19 protein-coding genes are annotated in these 23,085 nt (G+C 63.1%); 7 read left to right on the plus strand and 12 right to left on the minus strand.

The window, feature by feature from the left end:
• The first annotated feature begins 236 nt into the window (after positions 1 to 236).
• Positions 237 to 6,374 (plus strand): retention module-containing protein, encoded by a 6,138-nt coding sequence (locus ACEWE8_RS13045; RefSeq protein WP_395589313.1) that lies wholly within the window; start codon positions 237 to 239, stop codon positions 6,372 to 6,374.
• 82 nt (positions 6,375 to 6,456) lie between these two features.
• On the opposite strand, the gene ACEWE8_RS13050 is transcribed toward ACEWE8_RS13045, so the two are convergent.
• Together ACEWE8_RS13050 and ACEWE8_RS13055 are read right to left on the minus strand one after the other, a co-directional pair.
• On the minus strand, positions 6,457 to 6,858 hold the full coding sequence (locus tag ACEWE8_RS13050) for a YbaN family protein (protein ID WP_218176412.1): 402 nt from the start codon (positions 6,856 to 6,858) through the stop codon (positions 6,457 to 6,459).
• Positions 6,830 to 7,417 (minus strand): YecA family protein, encoded by a 588-nt coding sequence (locus ACEWE8_RS13055; RefSeq protein WP_039602166.1) that lies wholly within the window; start codon positions 7,415 to 7,417, stop codon positions 6,830 to 6,832. The genes ACEWE8_RS13050 and ACEWE8_RS13055 overlap by 29 nt, the downstream gene beginning before the upstream one ends.
• Before the next feature lie 245 nt (positions 7,418 to 7,662).
• Between ACEWE8_RS13055 and recQ the strand changes: the two genes are divergently transcribed.
• Together recQ and ACEWE8_RS13065 are read left to right on the plus strand one after the other, a co-directional pair.
• Positions 7,663 to 9,807 carry a DNA helicase RecQ gene (gene recQ / locus ACEWE8_RS13060; protein ID WP_046785417.1) on the plus strand — a complete coding sequence of 715 codons (2,145 nt, stop codon included), beginning with the start codon at positions 7,663 to 7,665 and terminating at the stop codon, positions 9,805 to 9,807.
• Positions 9,808 to 9,948: 141 nt separating this feature from the next.
• On the plus strand, positions 9,949 to 10,386 hold the full coding sequence (locus ACEWE8_RS13065; RefSeq protein ID WP_046785416.1) for a MarR family transcriptional regulator: 438 nt from the start codon (positions 9,949 to 9,951) through the stop codon (positions 10,384 to 10,386).
• Between the two features lie 21 nt (positions 10,387 to 10,407).
• On the opposite strand, the gene ACEWE8_RS13070 is transcribed toward ACEWE8_RS13065, so the two are convergent.
• Complete coding sequence (locus tag ACEWE8_RS13070; RefSeq protein WP_046785415.1) at positions 10,408 to 12,591, minus strand: patatin-like phospholipase family protein; 2,184 nt, start codon at positions 12,589 to 12,591, stop codon at positions 10,408 to 10,410.
• A gap of 66 nt (positions 12,592 to 12,657) precedes the next feature.
• Here ACEWE8_RS13070 and ACEWE8_RS13075 point away from each other — a divergent pair, with 66 nt between their 5' ends.
• Complete coding sequence (locus ACEWE8_RS13075) at positions 12,658 to 12,939, plus strand: SelT/SelW/SelH family protein (RefSeq protein WP_046785414.1); 282 nt, start codon at positions 12,658 to 12,660, stop codon at positions 12,937 to 12,939.
• Here ACEWE8_RS13075 and ACEWE8_RS13080 read toward each other — a convergent pair whose 3' ends face one another.
• Positions 12,940 to 13,830, minus strand: coding sequence for a DMT family transporter (locus tag ACEWE8_RS13080; protein WP_115274145.1), 891 nt, complete (start codon positions 13,828 to 13,830; stop codon positions 12,940 to 12,942).
• Between the two features lie 110 nt (positions 13,831 to 13,940).
• Positions 13,941 to 14,714, minus strand: coding sequence for an AraC family transcriptional regulator (locus ACEWE8_RS13085; RefSeq protein ID WP_046785413.1), 774 nt, complete (start codon positions 14,712 to 14,714; stop codon positions 13,941 to 13,943).
• A gap of 126 nt (positions 14,715 to 14,840) precedes the next feature.
• Here ACEWE8_RS13085 and ACEWE8_RS13090 point away from each other — a divergent pair, with 126 nt between their 5' ends.
• On the plus strand, positions 14,841 to 15,653 hold the full coding sequence (locus ACEWE8_RS13090) for a UDP-2,3-diacylglucosamine diphosphatase (protein ID WP_046785412.1): 813 nt from the start codon (positions 14,841 to 14,843) through the stop codon (positions 15,651 to 15,653).
• A gap of 15 nt (positions 15,654 to 15,668) precedes the next feature.
• Here ACEWE8_RS13090 and ACEWE8_RS13095 read toward each other — a convergent pair whose 3' ends face one another.
• The gene (locus ACEWE8_RS13095; RefSeq protein WP_008091834.1) at positions 15,669 to 15,980 is read right to left on the minus strand and encodes a DUF962 domain-containing protein; all 312 of its coding nucleotides are present in this window, start codon (positions 15,978 to 15,980) and stop codon (positions 15,669 to 15,671) included.
• Positions 15,981 to 16,135: 155 nt separating this feature from the next.
• Between ACEWE8_RS13095 and ACEWE8_RS13100 the strand changes: the two genes are divergently transcribed.
• Positions 16,136 to 17,197 carry an AraC family transcriptional regulator gene (locus tag ACEWE8_RS13100; protein ID WP_012315624.1) on the plus strand — a complete coding sequence of 354 codons (1,062 nt, stop codon included), beginning with the start codon at positions 16,136 to 16,138 and terminating at the stop codon, positions 17,195 to 17,197.
• Here ACEWE8_RS13100 and ACEWE8_RS13105 read toward each other — a convergent pair.
• Positions 17,154 to 18,608: a TrkH family potassium uptake protein gene (locus ACEWE8_RS13105; RefSeq protein ID WP_115274146.1), complete on the minus strand. Its 1,455-nt coding sequence runs from the start codon at positions 18,606 to 18,608 to the stop codon at positions 17,154 to 17,156. The two genes, ACEWE8_RS13100 and ACEWE8_RS13105, sit on opposite strands and share 44 nt — an antisense overlap.
• A gap of 181 nt (positions 18,609 to 18,789) precedes the next feature.
• Here ACEWE8_RS13105 and ACEWE8_RS13110 point away from each other — a divergent pair, with 181 nt between their 5' ends.
• Positions 18,790 to 19,347, plus strand: coding sequence for an NAD(P)H nitroreductase (locus ACEWE8_RS13110; RefSeq protein WP_046785411.1), 558 nt, complete (start codon positions 18,790 to 18,792; stop codon positions 19,345 to 19,347).
• Positions 19,348 to 19,477: 130 nt separating this feature from the next.
• Here the strand turns inward: ACEWE8_RS13110 and ACEWE8_RS13115 are convergent, their stop codons facing one another.
• The 5 genes from ACEWE8_RS13115 to ACEWE8_RS13135 all read right to left on the minus strand — a co-directional run bounded on the left by ACEWE8_RS13115 (position 19,478) and on the right by ACEWE8_RS13135 (position 23,085).
• Positions 19,478 to 20,818 (minus strand): HAMP domain-containing sensor histidine kinase, encoded by a 1,341-nt coding sequence (locus ACEWE8_RS13115; RefSeq protein ID WP_046785410.1) that lies wholly within the window; start codon positions 20,816 to 20,818, stop codon positions 19,478 to 19,480.
• 58 nt (positions 20,819 to 20,876) lie between these two features.
• The gene (locus tag ACEWE8_RS13120; RefSeq protein ID WP_046785409.1) at positions 20,877 to 21,293 is read right to left on the minus strand and encodes a Spy/CpxP family protein refolding chaperone; all 417 of its coding nucleotides are present in this window, start codon (positions 21,291 to 21,293) and stop codon (positions 20,877 to 20,879) included.
• 141 nt (positions 21,294 to 21,434) lie between these two features.
• On the minus strand, positions 21,435 to 22,112 hold the full coding sequence (locus tag ACEWE8_RS13125) for a response regulator transcription factor (RefSeq protein WP_046785408.1): 678 nt from the start codon (positions 22,110 to 22,112) through the stop codon (positions 21,435 to 21,437).
• A gap of 78 nt (positions 22,113 to 22,190) precedes the next feature.
• The gene (locus ACEWE8_RS13130) at positions 22,191 to 22,490 is read right to left on the minus strand and encodes a YciI family protein (RefSeq protein WP_039604111.1); all 300 of its coding nucleotides are present in this window, start codon (positions 22,488 to 22,490) and stop codon (positions 22,191 to 22,193) included.
• Position 22,491: 1 nt separating this feature from the next.
• Complete coding sequence (locus ACEWE8_RS13135; protein WP_046785407.1) at positions 22,492 to 23,085, minus strand: septation protein A; 594 nt, start codon at positions 23,083 to 23,085, stop codon at positions 22,492 to 22,494.

The following is a 23,085-nucleotide window of genomic DNA, read 5'->3' on the forward strand; positions in this document are numbered from 1 at the left end:
TGCATCGCAATGAGTTCCAGATTTTTTATGGCTAAGGACGTGGGGTAGGTAGGTAAAAGCGGAATTTGGCGACAAAAATTTGGCATCCGGTGGTGGCAAATTTACATTATGACTATCGCCAAATCAGTGACCTTCGCGCACGATTCTCACGGTTGAGACATGCGGGCGCGAAGCCGTTGACCTCCATCTGCCATGTTGTTGGCTGTGTAGCCAATAGGTTAGGGAGGCGTGCGCTCATGGCTAAGTCAGTCGGTGTGGTCAGCAAGGTGGTGGGGCAAGTATTTGCCGTTGGCAGCGATGGCAGCCGACGCCCTCTGATCGAGGGCGATCGCCTGTACGCGGGCGAGCAGTTGCAAACGGGTGCCGCAGGTGCCGTGGCTGTGCGCTTGCATAATGGCGCCGAGCTGACACTCGGCCGCGACAGCAGCCTGGCCATGACCGAAAAGCTCCTGGCTAACCAGGCCGCCCCTGTACAGGCTCAGGACGTTGCGCCGAGCGAGGCGCAGCTGAGCGATGTCGAGCGCATTCAGCGGGCGATTGCCGCCGGCGACGACCCTAGTGTCAACACCGAAGCCCCTGCCGCTGGAAATGGCGGCAACGGCGCGCCAGGCGCACTGGGCGGTGGCCACAGCTTTGTGTTGCTTACCGAAGTGGCGGATCGGGTTGACCCGGTGGTGGGCTTTCCCACGGCTGGCTTCAATGGCATTCCTGAATTGGCCAACCGCTATGTGGGTGGCCTGGATGGCAGCGGGCGCGACTCCTTGGGGGCTGGCAACGGTGGCAATGGTGGCCTGCCGCCTGGTCCGCCCAATCCGCCGGAGCAGCCCAATCCACCCATCACGCCGATCGACGAAGACAGTCCGGTAGCGTTGCGGGGGTTGAATGTCAGCCCTGGCGAGCTGAGTCTGGATGAGGCCAATCTACCCCAGGGGTCGGCCAGCAACCCCGCAACCCTGACCCAGCAAGGCAGTTTTACCGTGCTGGCGCCAGACGGCGTGTACAACCTCAGTGTGGGTGGCATCAACGTGGTGACCGCTGGTGTGGTGACCGGTGTTGGCCAATCGATCACCACGGGCCTGGGCAACACCCTGACCATTACCGGGTACAACCCTGCCACGGGCGTGGTGAGCTACAGCTACACCCTGACCGGTGCCGAGCAGCACGTTGAGGGCGAGGGCAACAACTCACAGGGCGAACAATTGCCGGTACTGGTCAGCGATAGCGACGGCGATGTTGCCCAAGGGTCGCTGGACGTGATCGTCCGTGACGATGCGCCACAAGCGGTGGATGACAGCAATGCGGTAGCCGCCACCGAACAGCAAACCGAACTGACCGGCAATGTACTGGGCAATGACGTGCAGGGCGCCGACCGCGTGCCCGGTGGCCCGGTAATCGCCGGTACCTTCACCGGTACTTACGGCACCTTGGTCCTGGCCGCAGACGGTTCCTACACCTACACGCTGAACACCAGCGACCCGGACTTCAAGAGCCTGGGCGGCGGTGGCCAGGGCGTGGAGAGTTTCACCTACACCATCAAGGACGCCGACGGCGATACCAGCAGCGCGACCCTGACGCTGAACGTGACCAACCTCAACGACCCGGTGACGCTGGATGGGCTCGGCGTGCAGGGCGGCGAACTGACGGTATCTGAAAGCAACCTGCAGGACGGCAGTGCACCCGATGCCGGCGCCCTGACCCAACAGGGCACCTTCAAGATTACCGCCCCAGACGGCTTGCAGAGCCTGAGCGTGGGTGGCATCAGCGTGGTCAGTGGTGGCGTGGCGGCGGGCTTCCCGCAGTCGATCGTCACACCTGAAGGCAACACGCTGACCGTGACTGGCTATGACCCGACGACGGGTGTGGTGAGTTACAGCTACACCTTGGTGGACAACGAAAACCACCCCGGCGGCGAGGGCAGCATCAGCGAAGTGTTCCAGGTGATCGGCAAGGATGTCGATGGCAGCACTGCGACTGGCAGCCTGGATGTGAATATCGTCGACGATCTACCTCAGGCTGATGACGATCAGGCCGCCGTGGCTAAAGGCGGTGTGGTGTATGGCAATGTGATGTACAACGACGTGGTGGGCGCTGACGTCCGCGGCGACGGCCAATATGTGGTCGGTGTGCGCGCGGGCAGCGATACCTCCACGTCTGCTATCGGCCAGCTCAACACCCAGGTCAACGGCCAGTACGGCTACCTGACCATCGATGCCCAGGGCAACGCCGAGTATCACTCCAACCCCAACGTCACCTCACCACGGGATGCCGTCGATACCTTCGTCTATACCATTCGCGACGCCGATGGCGACGAAAGCACCACGACCATCACCATCAACGTGCACAATTCGTTGATGGCTTGCGAAGATCGTGACATCACGGTTCACGAGAAAGCCCTGGACCTGCAAAAGGACGGTAACGACCTGGCCGCCGGCAATGTCACGGGGAGCGACCCGGCTTCGAGCCAGGAAACCACATCCGGCACATTGGTCGGCTCAGCCAGTGGCGGGGTCGGTGCGCTCACGTACACACTGGTCGGAAATGCCGTAGGCCAATACGGCCAGATTCAGCTCAATGCTGATGGCTCCTACACCTATACGCTGACCTCGCCAGCGAACTCCCCGACCCATGCCAACGACGGCGCCAATACCGTGACCGAAACCTTCACCTACCAGGTGCAGGACTCGCTGGGCAATTCGACCACCAGCACCATCGTCATAACCATCGTCGACGACGTGCCGACAGCCAGCAGCGATTTCGTCAGCGTGGCCAAGGGCGATGTGGTGTATGGCAACGTGATGTACAACGACGTGGTGGGCGCTGACGTCCGCGGCGACGGCCAATATGTGGTCGGTGTGCGCGCGGGCAGCGATACCTCCACGTCTGCTATCGGCCAGCTCAACACCCAGGTCAACGGCCAGTACGGCTACCTGACCATCGATGCCCAGGGCAACGCCGAGTATCACTCCAACCCCAACGTCACCTCACCACGGGATGCCGTCGATACCTTCGTCTATACCATTCGCGACGCCGATGGCGACGAAAGCACCACGACCATAACGATCAATGTGCATAGTGCGCTGATGACCTGTGCGGACCACGACGTCACGGTCTACGAGAAAGCGCTGGACCTGCATAAGGACGGTGGCGACCTGGCCGCCGGCACCGTGATTGGCAGCGACCCAGCATCGCACCAGGAAACGGCCTCTGGCACCCTGGCCGGCTCGACCAGTGGCGGGGTCGGCGCACTGACCTACACCTTGGTCGGCAATGCTGTCGGCCAGTACGGTCAGATCCTGCTGAACGCTGATGGCTCTTACACCTACACCCTGACCTCACCGGCGAATTCGCCGACCCATGCCAACGACGGCGCCAATACCGTGACTGAAACCTTCACCTACCAGGTGCAGGATTCTCAGGGTAATTCGACCACCAGCACGATCGTCATCAGCATCGTCGACGATGTACCGACGGCTAACGCCGATTTCGTCAGTGTCGCCAAAGGTGATGTGGTCAGCGGCAATGTCATGTACAACGATGTGGTCGGTGCCGACACCCTGAGCGATGGCAAGTACGTGGTAGGCGTGCGCGCTGGCAACGATACCTCTAGCTCTGCGCTCGGCCAGCTCGACAGTCAGGTGCATGGCCAGTACGGCTATCTGATCATCGATGCCCAGGGCAATGCCGAGTACCACTCCAACCCCGATGCCGTCGCGCCGCGGGATGCGCTGGATACTTTCGTCTACACCGTTCGTGATGCCGACGGCGACGAAAGCACCACGACCATCACCATCAATGTGCACAACCCTTCACTGCAGCCATGTGGTGACGGGGGCGTCACGGTGTTCGAAAACGCGCTGGACCTGCACCGGGATGGTCACGACCTGGCTGTTGGAACCGCCACCGGCAGCGACCCAGAGTCGACCCGCGAGACCGCTTCCGGCAGCCTGGTCGGCCAGGTCGCAGGAGGCGTGGGGGCGTTGACCTACACCTTGGTCGGTGATGCCGTTGGCCAGTTCGGCCAGTTGCTCCTCAATGCTGATGGTTCATACACCTATACCCTGACCTCGCCGGCGAACTCGCCGAACCATGCCAACGACGGCGCCAATACCGTCACCGAATCCTTCACCTACCGGGTGCAGGACACGGTGGGCAACTGGACCACCAGCAGCGTCAGCATCACCATCGTCGATGACGTCCCGCAAGCCCATTGCGATTTCGTCAGCGTAGGCAAGGGCGACATCGTGCGCGGCAACGTGATGTACAACGATGTGGTGGGTGCCGATACCTCGAGTGACGGCGCCTATGTGATTGGCGTGCGCGCCGGGCATGACACCTCCACCGCTGCCAACGGTCAGCTCGACAGCCATGTGTATGGGCAGTACGGCTACCTGACCCTCGATGCCCAGGGCAACGCCGAGTATCACTCCAACCCCAATGCCGTAGCGCCGCGGGATGCGCTCGACACCTTTGTTTACACCATTCGCGATGCCGACGGCGACGAAAGTACCGCTACCGTGACCATCAACGTGCATGACCAGTCGCTTCAGCCCTGTGGCGACGGTGGGGTCACGGTTTACGAAAAAGCGCTTGACCTGACCAAGGATGGCCAGGACCTGGCGGCCGGAAATGTCAACGGCAGTGAGCCTTGCTCGACTGCCGAAACGGCTGCAGGCAGCCTGGTCGGACAAGTCGGTGGCGGCGTCGGTGCATTGACCTACAGCCTGATAGGCAATGGCATAGGCGAGTACGGTCAGATCCACCTGAACGCAGACGGCTCCTACACCTACACCCTGACTTCACCAGCGAATTCGCCGACCCATGCCAACGATGGTGCCAATACCGTCGGGGAATCATTCACTTACAGGGTGGAGGATACGCAAGGTAACTGGACCACCAGCAGCGTCACCATCACCATCGTGGATGACGTGCCGCAGGCCCATTGCGATTTTGTAAGTGTCAGCAAAGGCGAGGAGGTGCGTGGCAATGTCCTGTCCAACGATGTGATCGGCGCTGACGTGCCGGGCGATTGCGGCTACGTGGTGGGCGTGCGCGCTGGCGATGACACTTGCACCTCGGCTATCGGTCAGCTCGGCAGCCAGGTGGTTGGCCAGTATGGCTACCTCATACTGGACGCCAGGGGGAATGCGATTTACCACTCCGACCCGAGCGTCGTGGCACCGCGGGATGCTACCGACACCTTCGTCTACACCATTCGTGATGCTGACGGTGACGAAAGCACCGCGACCATCACGATCAACGTGCACGACAATTCGATAGCCGAATGTGGCGCCGGGTACGCCAGGGGGCAGGAGCAACGGGTTGTCGATCGCAGCGCGTTCACGCTCGATGCCAGCAGCATGACCGCGGCGCTGGTGGTGCTCGGCTATCTGGGCGCGTCCGGCATGGTCAACGCCCAAGGCAATGCCGAAGAAGTGATCAATGTCACCCTGCGCAAAGGTGAAGCCTTGCAGCTGAATCACACGCCCGATGGCGGCGAACTGGCAATGCAGTGGAAGGATGCCGGTGGCAGCTATCAGTCCATCGCCTCGGGAGACAGCTTCACGGCCAGCCATGACGGGGTGTACAGCATTCACCTCAGCGACCCGTTGGGTGCAGCCAAAGGCGGCGAAGGCTACAAACTAAACATGGTCCTCGACTACGCCAATGTGCAGGACGCGGCCCCGCTCACGGGCGCAGGCAGTGAGCACTTCACTGCTGGAGTCATCGACATTGCGTCGCTTGAAGCCCATGCCGCCGCTGGCCAGGGGGTGAGCGCTACGGCTGACTATGCTCAAGCCGAGGGCGCGGTCACCGTCGACCTAAGCCTTGAAGGGGCGCAGGACACTGGAGGTGCGGGGGTTGAGTCCTTCAGTGGCATTTACAACCTGGTCGGCTCGGACTATGACGATACCTTGATCGGCAACAGTGCCAACAACGTGCTCAACGGCGGTGCAGGCAATGATGTGCTCAAAGGGGGCGGCGGCAATGACATTTTGATCGGTGGCAATGGCAGCGACACTTTCGTCTGGCAGAAGAACGACAGCGGCCATGACACGCTCAACGATTTCACCCCAGGCAGCGACAAGCTCGACCTGTCGCAGCTGCTGACGGGGGAACACGCCACGGCGGCGTCCCTGGATGAATACCTGCACTTCAAGGTCAGTGGCGCCGGGGCGACAGTGGTATCGACCATTGAAGTCAGCAGCGTGGCGGGGGCGGCGCCGACGCAGACGATCGACCTGGCCGGCGTTGACCTTGCGCAGCACTACGGCGTGACGGCGGGGGCGGGCGGGGTGATATCGGCGGGGCCGGATACGGCGACCATTATCAACGGGATGATCGATGATCATTCGTTGAAGGTGGACACGGTGTGAGCTGCGCGGCCTGCAAGTTTGCTTGAAGCTTGTGGCGCTATCTCCGGATTGCCGGCGGTAGCGCCAGAGCTGGCTGCGCTGTTCAGCCTGGCCGGTGCAATGTCTTCTGCTTGAGAATGTACAGGCTCACAAGCACCGCACTGGTCAGCATGAAGGCCCGTGCCCAGAACAGGGGCACCAGGTAGCAGGACAGGCCGATGCTCGCCCACATCAGGCCGATGGCGTATACCTTGCCCTTCAAGGGGATACCTTCACCGCTCAGGTAGTCGCGGATCCACGGCCCCAGCGTGGGGTGGTTGACCAGCCAGTGATGAAAGCGTGGCGAGCTGCGGGCGAAGCAGGCCGCCGCCAGCAGCAGGAAAGGGGTGGTGGGCAACACCGGCAGGAAGATCCCCAGCACCCCCAGCGCAACGCTGAGCCAGCCGATGGCCAGCAGCAGGTAGCGCACAGCCGACTCAGTGGTGGCGCGGTTTGAGCAGCGCAGGCTTCTCGTCAGGTGCGTGCAGCAGCAGGAACAACGCGCTCAGCGCCTCTGGGATCTGCACGATCATGTCGTCCTGCAGGTTGGCGTTGCTGGCGATGTCGGCGAATTCCGGTTGTTCGTCGAACAGGCCCGAACCGACCATGATCGGCAGCAGCATCTCGCTGACTTCTTCTTCGGCGTTCTCGAACCAGGCCTCTTCACGCAGGAAAACGCCTTCCATGAAGCCGATGCACCAGCCGCGCAGGTCGGAGTCGTCCGGCTCGTCGGTCAGGTCCAGCTCGCACGGCAGATCGAATTCTTCGTCGCTGGCCAGCTGACGGGCGATATGGCCCTTCAGTGCCACCAAGGTAGCTTCGATCTCGGTGCGCTGGGCATCGCTGGCGTAATGGGGCTCTTCGGCGAACAGCGCGTCGATCCATTCACGTTCGGGGACGTCTTCCGAGCAGATCGACAGCGCGGTCAGGTAGCCGTGGGCGGCGACGTAGTCCAGCGCTTCTTCGTGCAGCTCATCGGCGTCGAGGAAGGCTTGCAGGCGGGTCAGTTGCTCGGCGAAGGACATTACAGGGCTACCTTGGGGAATAAACGATAGTGAATTCTAGCACCTTGCGGCGATGGCGGGGCAAAGGGAACGTCTGTCACCGGGCATCCTGCACAGCCTGGCACTGGGGTATACTTCGCGGTTTTTCACCCAAGGGGCGGGTTTCCCCGGCCTCTGGCAAAAGCCGCTTACGCATTTGGCGTGTGCGGAGCGGGTTTTTCGTCCAGCCTGTGTCCAGGATGGTACGGCGATTTGTGGAGTTGCACATGCTCGAACAGGCTCAGCGCGTTCTCAAGGATATCTTCGGCTACGACAGTTTCCGTGGGCGCCAGGCAGCAATCATCGAATGCGTGGCCAATGGCGGCGATGCCCTGGTGCTGATGCCCACCGGTGGCGGCAAGTCGCTGTGTTTCCAGGTACCTGGGCTGTTGCGCCCGGGCCTGACCGTGGTGGTGTCGCCGCTGATCGCGCTGATGGACGACCAGGTCGCCACCCTCGATGAACTCGGGGTCGCGGCGGCTGCCCTGAACTCCACCCTCAGTGCGGAACAGCAGCGTGACCTCGCCGGGCGCCTGCGTCGCGGTGAAGTGAAGATGCTTTACCTGGCGCCTGAGCGCCTGGTACAGCCGCGGATGCTGGATTTCCTTCGCGGCCTGGACGTTTCCCTGTTCGCCATCGACGAGGCCCACTGCGTTTCGCAATGGGGTCACGATTTCCGCCCGGAATACTTGCAACTGGGCCAGCTGGCCGAGCTGTTCCCGCACGTGCCGCGCATCGCCCTGACCGCTACCGCCGACATGCGCACCCGCGAGGAAATCGTCCAGCGCCTGCACCTGCAGGGCGCCGAACGCTTCCTGTCGAGCTTCGACCGGCCAAATATCTTCTACCGCATCGTGCCCAAGGAGTCGCCGCGCAAGCAGTTGATGGCCTTCCTCGGCGAGCGCCGCGGCAACGCCGGTATTGTCTACTGCCTGTCACGCAAGAAGGTCGATGAGACCGCTGCCTACCTGTGCGACCAAGGCTTCCCGGCGTTGCCGTACCACGCCGGCCTGGCTGCTGAAACCCGTTCGGCCAACCAGCACCGCTTCCTCAACGAGGAAGGGCTGATCATGGTCGCCACCATCGCCTTCGGCATGGGCATCGACAAGCCCAACGTGCGCTTCGTCGCCCACCTCGACCTGCCCAAGTCGCTCGAGGCCTATTACCAGGAGACGGGGCGTGCCGGCCGGGATGGCCTGCCGTCCGATGCCTGGATGGCCTACGGCCTGCAGGACATGGTGATGCTCAAGCAGATGCTGCAGAACTCCGACGGGGACGAGCGCCACAAGCGCGTCGAGCAACACAAGCTCGACGCCATGCTGGCGCTGTGCGAGGAAACCCGTTGTCGCCGCCAGGCGTTGCTGGCCTATTTCGATGAAGTACTCGAACAGCCCTGCGGGCACTGCGACAACTGCGTCGACCAGGTCCAGACCTGGGATGCCACCGAGCCTGCGCGCCAGGCGCTGTCGGCGGTGTTCCGTACCGGCCAGCGTTATGGGGTCGGCCACCTGATCGATGTGCTGCTGGGCAAGGATACCGAGAAGGTGCGCAATTTCGGCCACGAAAAACTTTCGGTGTTCGGGGTTGGCAAGGCGATGGCCGAGGTTGAATGGCGTTCGCTGTTCCGCCAGTTGGTGGCCCGCGGGCTGGTCGACATCGACCTGGAAGGCTACGGAGGTCTGCGCCTGTCCGACAGCTGCAGGCCGCTGCTGCGCGGCGAAGTGACCTTGCAGTTGCGTCGCGACCTCAAGCCGCAGACAGTGGCGAAAACCTCTTCCGGCGGCGGCAGCCCGGCCAGCCAGCTGGTGCGCGCCGAAGAGCGCGAGCTGTGGGAAGCGCTGCGCACGTTGCGCCGCAAACTGGCCGAAGAGCACAGCGTGCCACCTTATGTCATCTTCCCGGACTCCACGCTGCTGGAGATGCTGCGCAGCCAGCCGGCCAGCCTCAGCGACATGGCCCAGGTCAGCGGCGTGGGTGCGCGCAAGCTGGAGCGCTATGGCCAGGCCTTCCTCGAAGTGCTCAATGACGCCGGTGGCACCACCGAGGCGCCCAAGGTGGTACTCGATCTGCGCCACGAACTGGTCAGCCTTGCCCGTGCCGGCATGACCCCGGCACAGATCGCCGGCCAGCTCAATTGCAGCGAAAAGAACGTTTACAGCTTGCTGGCCGAGGCCATTGGGCGCCAGGAACTGAGCCTGGACCAGGCGCTGGACCTGCCTGAAGACTTGCTGATGGAGGTGCAGGATGCCTTCCTCGATGGCGAAGGCGAGCTGCCACCGGTCTCGGCCATTGCTCCGCTGTTCGGCGCACGCATACCCGAGGGTGTGCTGTACTGCGTGCGTGCTGCGCTGGCGGCGGAATTCGAGCTCTGACGATGGAAGACATTTCGGACATCCGCTGATCAATGTCATCCTTTTTGACGATTTTCAGGGCTTTGCGGGTAGGGCAGCCTTGCCTGATGGGCCGGGGCATGGTTAGCTGACTAATAATTAGTTCTAGTCAATGAGTTGTTTATGCCCCTGACCGACAACCAACACCGTTTCGGCATGCAGCTGGCCCAGATGTCCCGTGGCTGGCGTGCCGAACTGGATCGCCGCCTGGCCGGGCTCAACCTGTCCCAGGCGCGCTGGCTGGTGTTGCTGCACCTGGCTCGTTTCGAAGAAGCGCCGACCCAGCGCGAGCTGGCGCAAAGTGTAGGCGTGGAAGGCCCGACCCTGGCGCGTCTGCTAGACAGCCTGGAAAACCAGGGCCTGGTTCGACGCCAGGCGGTGCTTGAGGACCGGCGGGCGAAGAAGATCCAGTTGTGTCCACCGGCCAAGCCCCTGATCGAACAGATCGAAACCATCGCCAATGCCCTGCGCCTGGAATTGTTCACCGGGGTGGATGAGGCTGACCTGGATGTGTGCATGCGGGTGCATGCGAAGATTCTGGCCAACCTGGAAAAATCCTGAGGCCCGGTTCGGGCTTCAGGCTTAGAACGTATTGCCCAGGTTCAAGTAGATTGCCTGCTCATCCGCGCTGTTGGCCCCATAGCTGAGGCTCAACGGCCCCAGTGGCGTGTCCAGCCCCAGGAAGATACTTGCGGCATTGATGTAGCCACTGTCGAACTCATTGTCGTTGTTCCACGCCCGTCCGCGCTCGAGTGACCCGCCTATGTACAGCGGGAAGTCCAGCGGCAGATAGGAACGCGGCGTGAGGCGGCGGTAATAGACCATGCGCAGCAGGCTCACGTTCTGCCCGGATACCGAGTCCTGGCGGAACCCGGACAGTTGCCGCGCCCCGCCAAGCACAAAGCTCGACGTCACGACTTCGGTGTCGTCGAGCGTGCGTCCATACCCACCACCGAGCACCAGCGTGTTCGGCCCGCTGCTCAAAGCCTTGTCCAGATTGAACATCCACTGGCGATAGTCCGCGTCCGAGTCCAGCGATTTGTCGTATTTGCGCAGGGTCAGGCCTATGTTCTCGCCACTGTGCGGGAAGTACACATTGTCGAGCGTGTCGAACGAGTATTTCAGCTCGTAGAAACCTTCGTTGAAACTGACCTTGGGCAGGTCCTGTTCACCAATGCGCACCTCGGCCTCGCCCCAGGCCTTGCCCGCACCCAGGCGCACTTCGCCATAGGTGCCGATCTGGCGGCCGACGTTGAGACCGAAACCGTAGCGCTCGAGGCGGTATTCGGCTACCGGGTCGCTGTCCAGGGTGGCTTCGATGTTCTGCGAGCCGAAGTCCAGATAGGGGGCGATGAAGTAGCGTGAGCCCACGTCAAGCGGCTGGTAGAACTCGCTGTAGAGCTCCTGCTTGTCACCGATCTGCGCGCGCGTCAGCCACTCGGCGCCCAACTGGTTGATACCATTGACCCGATAGCTGGCGCCCAGGTTGAAGGCGCTGTCGCCGCGCAGGTCGTCCGACAGGTTCAGGCCCAGGCGCAGGTAGTCGGTGCCGCCGCGCTTGCCACGGGCGTTGATCACCAGGGTGTTGTCGTCGCCTTTATGGACCACGCGGTATTGCACGCGGTCGAAGTAGTCCAGGCCATACAGGGTGCCCATGTCGGTTTGCAGGCGGTCGAGCTCCAGCGGTTCGCCGATCGGCTGGCGGATGTAATAGCGGATCACGTCATCGCTGACCTTGGAATCGTTCTCCACCTTGATGGCCGTGATCACCGGGGTGCGCTGGCGCGGTGAGCGTGCCATGGCCAGTTCGGCATCGCCTTCAGGCTGGCGCAGGGTGGCCAGGCGAGGGTCGAGCAGGCGGGTTGCACGGTAGCCGGCCTCGATCATGTCGCGCGCGCGGCCGAAGTCGGTGACGCCGAACGCGGCCAGCTGTGGCTGGATGAGGATGTCATCCCTATGCAAACTGGCCAGTTGTTCTTCGGAATTGCGCCGGGTCATCAGGGTGATCGACTGGTTGAGTACATCCACCACCGTGGCCAGTTGCTTGCGGTCACGCAGCGGAGTGCCGATATCGACGACGATGGCCAGATCAACGCCCATGTCCCGGGCCACATCCACGGGTATGTTGTCGACCATGCCGCCGTCCACCAGCAGGCGCCCATCAAGCTCGACCGGGGCGAACACCGCCGGGATCGACATGCTGGCGCGGATCACCTGGGGCAGGTGGCCGCGGCGGAATACCACCTTCTCGCCGCTGGCGATGTCGGTTGCCACGGCGCGGAACGGTATTGGCAACTTGTCGAAATCGCGGGTATCGGCGGTGTGGGCCAGCTTGCTTTCCAGCAGCAGTGCGAGGTTCTGGCCCTGAATCACCCCAAGTGGCAGGCCAAGGCTGCCGTCGTCTCGAAAACTCAGCTTCTGCTTGACCAGAAAGTCGCGGTCATCCTGCTTGCGCCGGAAGGGCACGTCCTTGCGCGGTGGGGCATCGGACAAGGCCTGCTGCCAGTCGAGCGTAGTGGCGAGTTTTTCTAGCTCCTCGACGCTGTAGCCGGACGCATACAGGCCGCCAACCACCGCGCCCATGCTGGTGCCGGCGATGGCGTCGATGCGCACGCCCTGTTCCTCCAGGGCCTTGAGCACGCCGATGTGGGCCAGGCCACGGGCGGCGCCCCCGGAGAGTACCAGGCCGACCTTGGGGCGTGCCGCTTCGGCGAGCACGGTGAAAGAGCTGAGCGTCAGCAAAAGGCAGAACAGCAGGCGGCGCATCGTGAGTCTCAAACAGGGGGTTAAAGACCGCTAGTATAAGCGGCCCCTACCTGGAGAAAGCGCACCATGGCCGACAACAAGCCGGAAATCGTCATCACATATTGCACGCAGTGCCAATGGCTGCTGCGCGCCGCCTGGCTGGCCCAGGAACTGCTCAGCACCTTCGCCGACGACCTGGCCCGGGTGGCGCTGGAGCCCGCTACCGGCGGCACCTTCCGCATCACCTGCAATGGCGTGCAGATCTGGGAACGCAAGGCTGACGGTGGTTTCCCAGAGGCCAAGGCGCTCAAGCAGCGCGTGCGTGACCAGATCGACCCGCAGCGCGACCTTGGGCACAACGATCGCTGATCAGGCGCCCTCGGCCACGGTGCGTGGCTTGGGCGGCTGCTCGGCGCCAAGGCGGCTGGAAAGCACAATGGCGAAGATGATCAGTGCACCGCCCAGCAGCATGCGCAGGGTTGGTGTTTCGGCGAACACCATCCAGGCAACAGCGATGCCGTAGACCGGTTCCATGCCGAAAACCACCGCGGCAGTGCGTGCCTTGATCACTGCCAGGCTGGCGACGAACAGGCTGTGGGCGACGCCCGTGCAGAAAACCCCTAGCAGGGCGATCCACAGCCAGTCCATCGGCTTCACCGCGCCCAGGCCATGCACGGCGAACGGCAACAGGCACAGGCCGACCACGAGGTTTTGCCACAGCGCTGCCTGTACGGCGGGCAAGCGCCCCGAGCCTGCCCGGTTGGTCAGCGACAGCAGCGAGAACAGCAAGCCGGAAAGCAGCGCCCACAGCAGTCCGCCCGTGGCTTCGCTGGCCAGGTCGAAAGACGGCGTCACCAGAACCAGGCCGATGCTCACCAGCAATACCAGCAGTGCTTCGTTGCGGCGGATGCGTTCACGGAACAGCACCCCTTCGAGCATCACGGTAAACGCCGGGAAACTGGCGAAGCCGAGGGTGGCGATAGCCACGCCACCGACTTTGACGGCGATGAAGAAGCTGACCCAGTGGCCGGCCAGCAGCACACCACCCAGCAAGAGGCGCTGTACGTCCTGGCTGCGCAGGCGCTGCCAGCCTGGGCCGGCGAGGCTGGCGAACAGCGCAAGGGCGAGCACGGCGAAGGCGGCACGGCCGAAGACGATGATGGCCGGGCTGGCGCTGGCGGCCAGTTTGCCAAACACGCCGGTCAGGCCGAAGAACAGTGCGCCGATGTGCAGGGCGCCCAGGGCTGTACGGTGGTTCATGGTGGTCCTTTGAAATGCGTTTGTTCAGTCGCGGACTTTTCGTGCGTTTACCCGAAGAGGCCGGGACAGGCACAGTGTAAAGCTCCCCACAAACGCGGTCTGTCGCCACCCTAGCGTTCTTTGTCGCCAGACGCTCGTCGCAACGCCCCGGGTGTGCAACCAAAGGCCCGCAGTATCGCCGCCGAAAACGCACTCTGCGAGCTGTACCCCACTCGCGCGGCGATCTCGCCCATCGGTAGCAATGTGCGGGTAACCAGCTCGCGCGCTTTGAGCAGGCGCCGCTGGCGAATGTAGTCCATCGGTGTCATGCCGCACTCGGCAGTAAATCGTGCATGCAACCGCGCAGTGGACAACCCGGCGATTCGCGCCAGGTCGGCCACCTGCAGCGGGTGGGCTGCGTGCTGCTCGATGTGACCGTCGAAGGCAGCATAAGGCAGGCGATGGCTGGGTGTGATGTTGGCTGCCGGCGCCGGGTTGAGGCAGGCCAGCAGCAACGCTGCCCCTTGGCGGGCGATCAGCGGATCGTCCACCGGGCTTGCCGCCAGCCAGTCCACCAGTTGCTGCTGGCGAGGGTCCAGGCCCAGCGCGGCAGAGCGGTCCAGCAGGCGCCGGCTGGCGTTGGCATGCTCGCCGAGTTGCTCGTCCAGCCAATCATCGCTCGGTACATCGAGGACCAGGCAGTGGCTGCCGGCATCGCTGCCACAGGTGTGATGGGCGCCGGCCGGCACAACGATCAGGCCTTGACGGTCGATCCGTGCCCCATGCCCTTGCACCTCGAAGTCCAGCCGGCCACGCAGGCCGAACACCAACTGTGGGTGGTCGTGGCTGTGGGCGATCACGTCGTCGCGGTAGTGGCGAAGGGAAAGAATCGGGCCGGCGGTCATGGTGGGTCCTCGCAGGGCAGAGCGCCATTGTGCCGTATTCCTGGCTGGCCAGCACCGATCACATCGCTGCCACCAGCCTGTCATGTGCGGATGCCAGTCTCCAGCAAACAGCGCCGGAGCCCGCCCATGACCCATGCCGAACTCTCTCGCCCGTCACGCAAGCAGCGCGTACGCACCCTGTGGATATCTGACGTGCATCTGGGCACCCGCGACTGTCAGGCCGAACACCTGTCGCGCTTTCTCAAGGGCTACCAGGCCGACCGTATCTATCTGGTCGGTGACATCATCGATGGCTGGAAGCTGCGCGGCGGTATCTACTGGCCGCAGGCCCACACCAACGTGATCCGCCGTTTGTTGACCATGAGCAAACGTGGCACCGAGGTGATCTACGTGACGGGCAACCATGATGAGTTCCTGCGGCGCTACTCCAGGCTGGTCCTGGGCAACATCCAGTTGGTGGACGAGGCCGAGCATCTCACCGCTGATGGTCGTCGGCTGTTAGTGATCCATGGTGACCAGTTCGATGTGATTACCCGTTATCACCGCTGGCTGGCTTTTCTCGGTGACCGTGCCTACGAATTCACGCTGGTCCTCAACCGCTGGCTCAACCACTGGCGGGCCCGCTACGGTTATGGTTATTGGTCGCTTTCGGCCTACCTCAAGCACAAGGTCAAAGGCGCGGTGAACTTCATCAGCGATTTCGAGGATGCCATTGCCCATGAATGCACCCGTCGCGGCTTTCACGGGGTGGTGTGCGGGCATATCCACCATGCCGAAATCCGCAAGGTCGGGGATGTGGATTACCTCAACTGTGGCGATTGGGTGGAATCCTGCACTGCGCTGATCGAGCATTGGGATGGCAGTATCGAGCTGTACCGGCTGGCCGACGCACAGCTACGGCAGGCAGAGGGCGTTGCGGGGTTGCGCGAACCTGCGTGACAGGCGCCCGAGAAACTAGAGGCTGATCCTGCCCAGCAGAATGTCGCGGAACATGGCGAAATCGCCAATCAGGCTGTACAGCGGATGCTTGAAGGTTGCCGGCCGGTTTTTCTCGAAAAAGAAGTGCCCGACCCAGGCAAACCCATAGCCGAACAGCGGCACTGCCAGTAGCAGCAGCCATTTGCCGCTGCCGATCGTGTACGCCAGCAGGGCGATCACCAGGCTGGTACCGACAAAGTGCAGGCGCCGGCAGGTGGGGTTGCTGTGCTCCCCCAGGTAATAGGGGTAGAACTCGGCAAAACTGCGAAACTGCGCTGTGCTGTTCATGAGCAGTGCTCCAGGATTGACACTTTTTGACAGGATACACGGCGTGGAGCCTGAATCGAGTCTAGAGTCATTGGCGGAGCCTACCAGTGACAATAGGCGCCAAATGAGTATCCTTGAGGTTAACCGCATGAAGCGGTCAGGATAAGGAGCCTGTCATGAGTGAGAGAACCACGTCAGCCAGCTGGGCATCAGGGATTGTGAAGGCGCTCGAGCTGGAAGGGCTCGACTGCCCGGCCATGTTCGAGCAACTCGGCCTGGATTTCGCTGCCCTCGACGACCCCGATGCGCGGTTCCCTCAGGATTCCATGACCCGCCTTTGGCAACTGGCTGTAGAACTGTCGGGCAATGAAGCGATCGGCCTGAACATGGCGCGGGTGGTCAGGCCGGCTTCGTTCCATGTAGTGGGCTACGCCTTGATGTCCAGCCGCACCCTGGCTGAAGGTTTCGAGCGCCTGGTGCGCTACCAGCGCATCATCGCTGAAAGCTCCGACCTGAGCTTCCGCCTGGGGCCTGAGGGGTATTCGCTGATTCTCACCGTACACGGTGATCACCTGCCACCGACGCGGCACAGTGCAGAGGCTTCGCTGGCCTGTGCGCTGGCGCTGTGCAAGTGGCTCAGCGGGCGGCCCATCCAGCCGCGGCGGGTGCTGATCCAGGGGCCTCAACCCAAGAACGTCGAGCCCTACAAGGTGGCTTTCCATTCCCCGCTGGTGTTCGGTGCGCCGCACGACGCGCTGGTGTTCGAGCGCGCCGACATGGAAGCTGCGCTACCGACCGCCAATGAGGCCATGGCCATTCTGCACGACCGGTTTGCCGGGGAATATCTGGCACGCTTCTCTGAAAGCCGGGTGACCCACCGGGTGCGCCAGGTGCTTTGCCGCATCCTGCCTCAGGGCGAACCCAAGCGGGAAACCCTGGCCCAGGCGCTGCACCTGTCCCAGCGCACCCTGCAGCGCCGCTTGCAGGAAGAGGGCACCAGCTTCCAGGCATTGCTGGACGACACCCGTCGCGAGCTGGCAGAGCAGTACCTCGCCCAGCCCGGCATGACCTTGCTGGAAACCGCCTACCTGTTGGGGTTCGCTGACCCGAGCAACTTCTACCGGGCCTTCCGCCGCTGGTTCGACGTCACCCCCAGCGAGTATCGCGCCCGTCTGGGCGCGGACCCCGAGGTGGTCAGTGACGCCAGAACGCCGGCATGCACAGCACCAGCACCGTGATGATCTCCAGGCGGCCGAGCAGCATGCCGCCGGCAAGAATCCACTTGGCAGCGTCTGGCAGCATGGCGTAGTTGCCTGCCGGGCCGATCACATCACCCAGGCCCGGGCCAACGCCCGAAACGGTTGCGGCGGCGCCGGTCAGTGCGGTCATCCAGTCCACGCCCAGCAGCGACAGTAGCAACGCCATGACGCAGATGGTGATCGCGAAGAAGAACGAGAAGGTCAGGATCGAGCGCACGATCTCTTCGTCCAGGCGATGGCCGTTGTATTTCTGTTTGATCACGGCGCGTGGGTGAATCAACTGGTTGAGGCTGGCCTTGAGCAGGATGTAGGCCACCTGGAAGCGGAAGATCTTGATACCGCCGGCGGTCGAACCAGAGCAGCCACCGACGAAGCCCAGATAGAAGAACAGCATCAGCGAAAAATTGCCCCACAGGCTGTAGTCGCCCAGGGCGAAACCGGTGGTGGTGATCACCGAGGTCACGTTGAACGCCACGTGGCGCAAGGCATCGAGCCAGTGCAGGTTGGTAGTGGCCCAGTACCAGGTACCCAGCACCAGCCAGGTGACCACCAGCAAGCCAAGCAGCCCCTGGACCTGCTGGTCGCGAATCAGCGCCTTGCGGTTGCCGCGCAGGGTGGCCACGTACAAGGCGAAGGGCAGGCTGCCAAGGATCATCACTACCACCGCGACCCAGTGCACGGCAGGGATGTCCCATTTGGCGAGGGACTGGTCGGAGGTCGAGAACCCCCCGGTGGAAATGGCCGACATGGCATGGTTGATGGCGTCGAACGGCTTCATGCCGGCCCACCAGAAGGCCAGGGCGCCCAGCACCGAGAAGCAGACGTACACCCCGACGATCGACTTGGCGACCATGTGCGAGCGCGGCATGACCTTCTCCGAGCGGTCGGACGATTCGGTCTGGAACAGGCGCATGCCACCGATGCGCAGCAGCGGCAGGATCGCCACCGCCATGGCGATGAAGCCGATACCGCCGAGCCAGTGCAGCATCGAGCGCCACATCAGGATGCCCGGCGACATGGTGTCCAGCCCGCTGAGCACGGTGGCACCGGTGGCAGTGATGCCGGACATGCTTTCGAAGAAGGCGTCGGTGTAGCTGATGTGCTGGGTCAGCAGGAAGGGCAGGGCGGCGAACACGCCTACCACCAGCCAGCTGCTGACGGTCAGCAGGTACATGTCGCGCGGGCGCAGGTGCACATGCTCCGGGCGGCCCTGGATGATCAGGAGCAAGCCTGCCACGAAGGTGATCAGGCTTGACCAGAGGAACGACGGCATGTCGCCGGTACGTTCGAAGACCACCAGCGTCGCCATGGGTACGACCATGCTGACCGCCAGGGTGATCAGGAAGATGCCGATGATGAAACCAATGATCCTTAAGGTCGGCAACGCCATGTGATCTGCTCTGACTCTGAACGGAAGGGCGCCATTCTACCTATGGGTCTGGCAGCTGCAAGCTGCGAGCTAGAAGCTGGAAGAAATGGCCGTGTGCACCGGGCGGCTTCTGCTTGGCGCTTGCAGCTTGCAGCTTGCAGCTTGAGAATGGCCGCACATTCAACTGCCAGGAGGGTAGCCGATGGAGGCTCTCGACGCATTGCTCAACCGTGTATCCGTGCCACGCCTCACTGAACCTGCGCCAAATGCCGCCCAGCGCGAGGCGCTGTTCCAGGCTGCGCTGCGCGCGCCCGATCACGGCCAGCTGCGGCCATGGCGCTTTCTGACCATCGAAGGCCAGGGCCGCGAGAAGCTCGGCGAGCTGTTTGCCGAAGCGGTGCAGAACAAGGGCGATGCTACCCAGGCTGCGCTGGACAAGGCCCGCGCCATGCCGTTGCGTGCGCCGCTGCTGATCGTGGTGATCGCCAGGCTGCAGGACCACTACAAGGTGCCGATGTCGGAGCAGCGCCTGGCGGCAGGCTGTGCGGCGCATGGCATCCTGATAGCCGCACATGCCCAAGGTATCGGTGCAGTGTGGCGTACCGGCGACATGGCCTTCGATGCCCATGTGCACAAGGGCTTGGGGCTGGGCGAGAACGAAGAGTTGATCGGTTACCTGTATGTCGGTACGCCGATGGCCGAGCCGCGTACTGCACCGGTTCTGCAAACCGCCGAGTTCGTCAGCGCCTGGGGCGAATGACGCCAGGGGCCACTGTGCGGCCCAATCGCCGGCAAGCCGGCCCACTGGGTTTGCGCTGAGCTGGAGAGCAGCGAGGTACCTGTGGGAGCCGGCTTGCCGGCGATTGGGCTGCAGCGCAGCCCTCTCGGATTCAACTGCCAATCTCCACTTCCAGCGGCAATTCCAGCCGGGCGACAAAACCGCCCTGTGGGTGGTTCTCCAGTACCAGCCTCCCGCCATGGCGCTCCGCCGCCTTGCGCGCAATCGCCAGCCCCAGGCCATGCCCGGGTGCTTCCTGCCCGGGGGCACGGAAGAACGGCTCACCCAGCTGCGCCAGGTGCTCCGCCGACACCCCCGGCCCATGGTCACGCACACTCACGACGATGCGCCCCTGCTCACGCCCGGCGCGCACCTCGATCGGCTGGCCCTGCGGATTGAAACGCAAGGCATTGCGCAGCAGGTTGTCAACGGCACGCTCGATCAGCGTTGGCCAGCCTTGCAACGTCAAGCCCGGTTGCGCCTCCAGCCGAACGTCCTGCTCCGGTGCGCTGAGCTGTGCGTCCTTGCGCACGCTGCCCAGCAGGGCGTTGAGGTCGACCGTTTCGGCGTGAGACTGCTCAGCATCGACCCGGGCCAGCGTCAGAATTTCGCTGATCAGGTCTTCCAGCCGGTCACATTCGCGGGTCAGACGCGGCCACAAGGCTTGGCGCTGCTCGGCTTCAGCCCGTTCGGCAAGCGCCAGGGCGATGCGCAGACGCGCCAGCGGTGAGCGCAGTTCGTGGGAAACGTCGCGCAGCAACTGGCGCTGGCTGCCGATCAGGCTCTGCAAGCGGGCCCCCATCTTGTTGAAGTCCTTGGCCAGCACGCCGAACTCATCACGCCGTGCAGCCAGGCGCGCCAGGCTGTTTTGCTGGTAGCTGGCCTGGCCAAGGTCGTGCACCGCACTGCGCAGGCGGCTCAGCGGGCGGGTGATGGACAGGGTCACCAGCAGGCTGAACAGGGTCAGCACCACCAGGGCTATGCCCAGGGCGCTCAGTGGCCAGAGCAGGCTCTCGCGGTGCCAGGCGTCCAGTTCCGGGTGTGGAATACGGTAGATCAGCAGGTACGTCTCACCGCTTTCGGGGCTGGTGTACTCCTCGGTCAAGCGACGCCAGGGCAGGCGGCGCTCGTCATTGTGCTGGCGTGCCTCGAAGGCTGCGGCGCGGCGCGGGAAGGTACCGGGTACCACGGCCTCGCCACTGTCGTCGAGCACCTGTACATCGATCTTGAAGCGCTGCTTGCGTCGTTCGAGAAAATGCTGAGCCGACGCCAGGCCTTCGTGTTCATAGTGCTTGACCCAACGGCTGGCGAGCGTACTGAGACCGGGGTGGCGGCTGAGTATCCAGGCATCCTGGTTGAGCATATGGCCCAGCAGGATCGACAGGCCTGCGACCAGGGTGATAGCCAGCCAGAAACTGGCCAGGATGCGCCAGAACAGAGAACGCAAGAGCACCTCCTAAACGGGAAAAGCCCGGCGCGCTTGTGGGCGGGCCGGGCATTGGTGGGACAGCTTACTGGGCCTTGCCGGCTTTTTCAGCTTTCCAGGCCTGGAATTCCTTCCATTCAGCCTTGCGTGCTTCACGCGCTTTTTGCAGTTCGTCGAACTTCTTCTGCTGCTCTGGCTTGAGCAGGGCACGGACCTGGCTATCGGTCTTGTCGCGGCTGGCTTTCAGTTCGTCCTTCATGGCCTTCTGGTCCGCTGCCGGCAGTTTGGCCAGGTAGCGTTCGGTGATGTCGCGGCGGTTTTTCATCTGGTCGCCCATCAGCTTGCCAATCTGCTGGCGCTGGTCACGGCTCAGGTCCAGCTGGGCGAAAGGCGCGTCACCGCGATGATGCGGGCCGTCGTGACGCGGCCCGCCTTCAGGCATGGCCATGGCCACGGTCGGCAGGGCAGCGGCGAACATCAGGGCGATCAAGGTCTTGCGCATGGTGTCTCTCCTGTCATGGGCCGGTGGTTACCGGATGAGCTCAGTCTAGGGAGATCAAGGTCAAGCGCAGTCAGCGAACGGTAAAGGCTGGGTAAAGAAAGCGCTGCGAGCTTCAAGCTGCAAGCTTGCAGCTGCCCCTGCCTACAGGCTGTAGTAGTAGCCGCGGCTACGCAGTGCGACGATGCGCGGGCGGCCGTCGGCGTGCGGGCCGACCTTCTTGCGCAGGTTGCTGACGTGCATGTCCAGGCTGCGATCGTAAAGGGTCAGCTTGCGGCCCAGGCCGATCTGCGCGAGCTCCTGCTTGTCCAGCGGCTCGCCTGGCTGGCGCAGCAGAGCTTCGAGGATACGGCTTTCAGACAGGGTAAGGGTCATCTCGCGGCCATCGATGCTGACCACGCCGCGCACGGGGCTGAAGGCCAGGTCGCCGATCTCGACCTGTGTAGTGGTAGCGGTCGGGTGGCTGCGGCGCAGCACTGCGCGCAAGCGGGCGGTAAGCTCACGCGGGTCGCAGGGCTTGGCCAGGTAATCGTCAGCGCCCAGTTCCAGGCCGAGAATGCGGTCCAGCGGCTCGCCGCGGGCCGACAACATCAGCACCGGCAGCTCTGCATGGTCGCTGCGCAGCTGTTTGAGCAGCTCAAGGCCGCTACCGTCAGGCAGCATCACGTCGAGCACTACCGCTGCCGGTGCATGTTCGGCCAACGCTCGGCGCGCGCTCTGGCCATCATGGCAGGCGCGAACGGCAAAACCTTCCTGGGTCAGCCAGCTGCCGAGCAGCTCGCAGAGTTCCTGGTCATCATCAATCAGTAACAGCTCGCTCATGACTCACTCAATTCAAATCGACGGCGTCTGACGCGCTCGCCAGTGGCAAAGATACCGCAGACGCCGACAATTTATCGATCAGGGCAAGACTTGCTTGAAAGGTTTGACGATGACCTGGTCGTAAACGCCCGCTGCAATGTACGGGTCGGCATCGGCCCAGGCCTGGGCAGCGCTGAGGGAATCGAACTCGGCGACGATCAGGCTGCCGCTGAAACCGGCTTCACCCGGGTCGTTGCTGTCGATGGCCGGGTGCGGGCCGGCCAGTACCACGCGGCCTTCGCTTTGCAGCTGCTTGAGGCGTTCGATGTGCGCCGGGCGTGCGGCCAGGCGTTTTTCCAGGGAATTTGCGACGTCGCTGGCAATGATGGCGTAAAGCATGTCAATCCTTGGGTTTGGAGGTAGACGGAGTGTCGTGCAGGTGGCGCGACAGGTACACGCCCTGCGCCACCAGGAATATCACGGTCATGCCCAGGCTGCCGAAGACTTTGAAGTCGACCCAGAACTCCTGGAAGGTGAAGGCGACGAACAGGTTGGCCGCGCCACAGAACAGGAAAAATGCGATCCAGGCCAGGTTGAGTCGGGTCCAGATGGCATCGGGCAGGGTCAGGGCGTGGCCCATGATGCGCTTGATCAGCACCCGGTCCCCGATGAAGTGGCTGCCGGCAAAGCCCAGGGCGAACAGCCAGTTGACCACCGGCGCCTTCCACTTGAGGAAGGTCTCGCTATGGAAGGTCAGGGTCAGGCCGCCGAATACCAGGCAGGCGACCAGCGTCAGCCATTGGCCTTTCTCCAGCCTGCGCTGGCGCAGGAACAGCGCGCCATACACCACCAGCGAGCTGATGATCAGCATCGCCGTGGCGCTATAGATACCGCCGAATTCGAAGCTGTGCCCTGCCACTTCCATGGGGCGGGGGTCGAGCTTGTAGACGATGAAGAACAGTAGCAGCGGGATGAAATCGATGAATTGTTTCAC

Source organism: Pseudomonas sp. TR47 (assembly GCF_044143025.1).
Lineage (GTDB): Bacteria > Pseudomonadota > Gammaproteobacteria > Pseudomonadales > Pseudomonadaceae > Aquipseudomonas > Aquipseudomonas putida_E.

Coding starts and splice junctions, on each gene's coding strand:
- ACEWE8_RS13045 (WP_395589313.1), top strand. CDS start 237: ATGGCTAAGTCAGTCGGTGTGGTCAGCAAGGTGGTGGGGCAAGTATTT.
- ACEWE8_RS13055 (WP_039602166.1), bottom strand. CDS start 7,417: ATGTCCTTCGCCGAGCAACTGACCCGCCTGCAAGCCTTCCTCGACGCC.
- recQ (WP_046785417.1), top strand. CDS start 7,663: ATGCTCGAACAGGCTCAGCGCGTTCTCAAGGATATCTTCGGCTACGAC.
- ACEWE8_RS13065 (WP_046785416.1), top strand. CDS start 9,949: ATGCCCCTGACCGACAACCAACACCGTTTCGGCATGCAGCTGGCCCAG.
- ACEWE8_RS13070 (WP_046785415.1), bottom strand. CDS start 12,591: ATGCGCCGCCTGCTGTTCTGCCTTTTGCTGACGCTCAGCTCTTTCACC.
- ACEWE8_RS13075 (WP_046785414.1), top strand. CDS start 12,658: ATGGCCGACAACAAGCCGGAAATCGTCATCACATATTGCACGCAGTGC.
- ACEWE8_RS13080 (WP_115274145.1), bottom strand. CDS start 13,830: ATGAACCACCGTACAGCCCTGGGCGCCCTGCACATCGGCGCACTGTTC.
- ACEWE8_RS13085 (WP_046785413.1), bottom strand. CDS start 14,714: ATGACCGCCGGCCCGATTCTTTCCCTTCGCCACTACCGCGACGACGTG.
- ACEWE8_RS13090 (WP_046785412.1), top strand. CDS start 14,841: ATGACCCATGCCGAACTCTCTCGCCCGTCACGCAAGCAGCGCGTACGC.
- ACEWE8_RS13095 (WP_008091834.1), bottom strand. CDS start 15,980: ATGAACAGCACAGCGCAGTTTCGCAGTTTTGCCGAGTTCTACCCCTAT.
- ACEWE8_RS13100 (WP_012315624.1), top strand. CDS start 16,136: ATGAGTGAGAGAACCACGTCAGCCAGCTGGGCATCAGGGATTGTGAAG.
- ACEWE8_RS13105 (WP_115274146.1), bottom strand. CDS start 18,608: ATGGCGTTGCCGACCTTAAGGATCATTGGTTTCATCATCGGCATCTTC.
- ACEWE8_RS13110 (WP_046785411.1), top strand. CDS start 18,790: ATGGAGGCTCTCGACGCATTGCTCAACCGTGTATCCGTGCCACGCCTC.
- ACEWE8_RS13120 (WP_046785409.1), bottom strand. CDS start 21,293: ATGCGCAAGACCTTGATCGCCCTGATGTTCGCCGCTGCCCTGCCGACC.
- ACEWE8_RS13125 (WP_046785408.1), bottom strand. CDS start 22,112: ATGAGCGAGCTGTTACTGATTGATGATGACCAGGAACTCTGCGAGCTG.
- ACEWE8_RS13130 (WP_039604111.1), bottom strand. CDS start 22,490: ATGCTTTACGCCATCATTGCCAGCGACGTCGCAAATTCCCTGGAAAAA.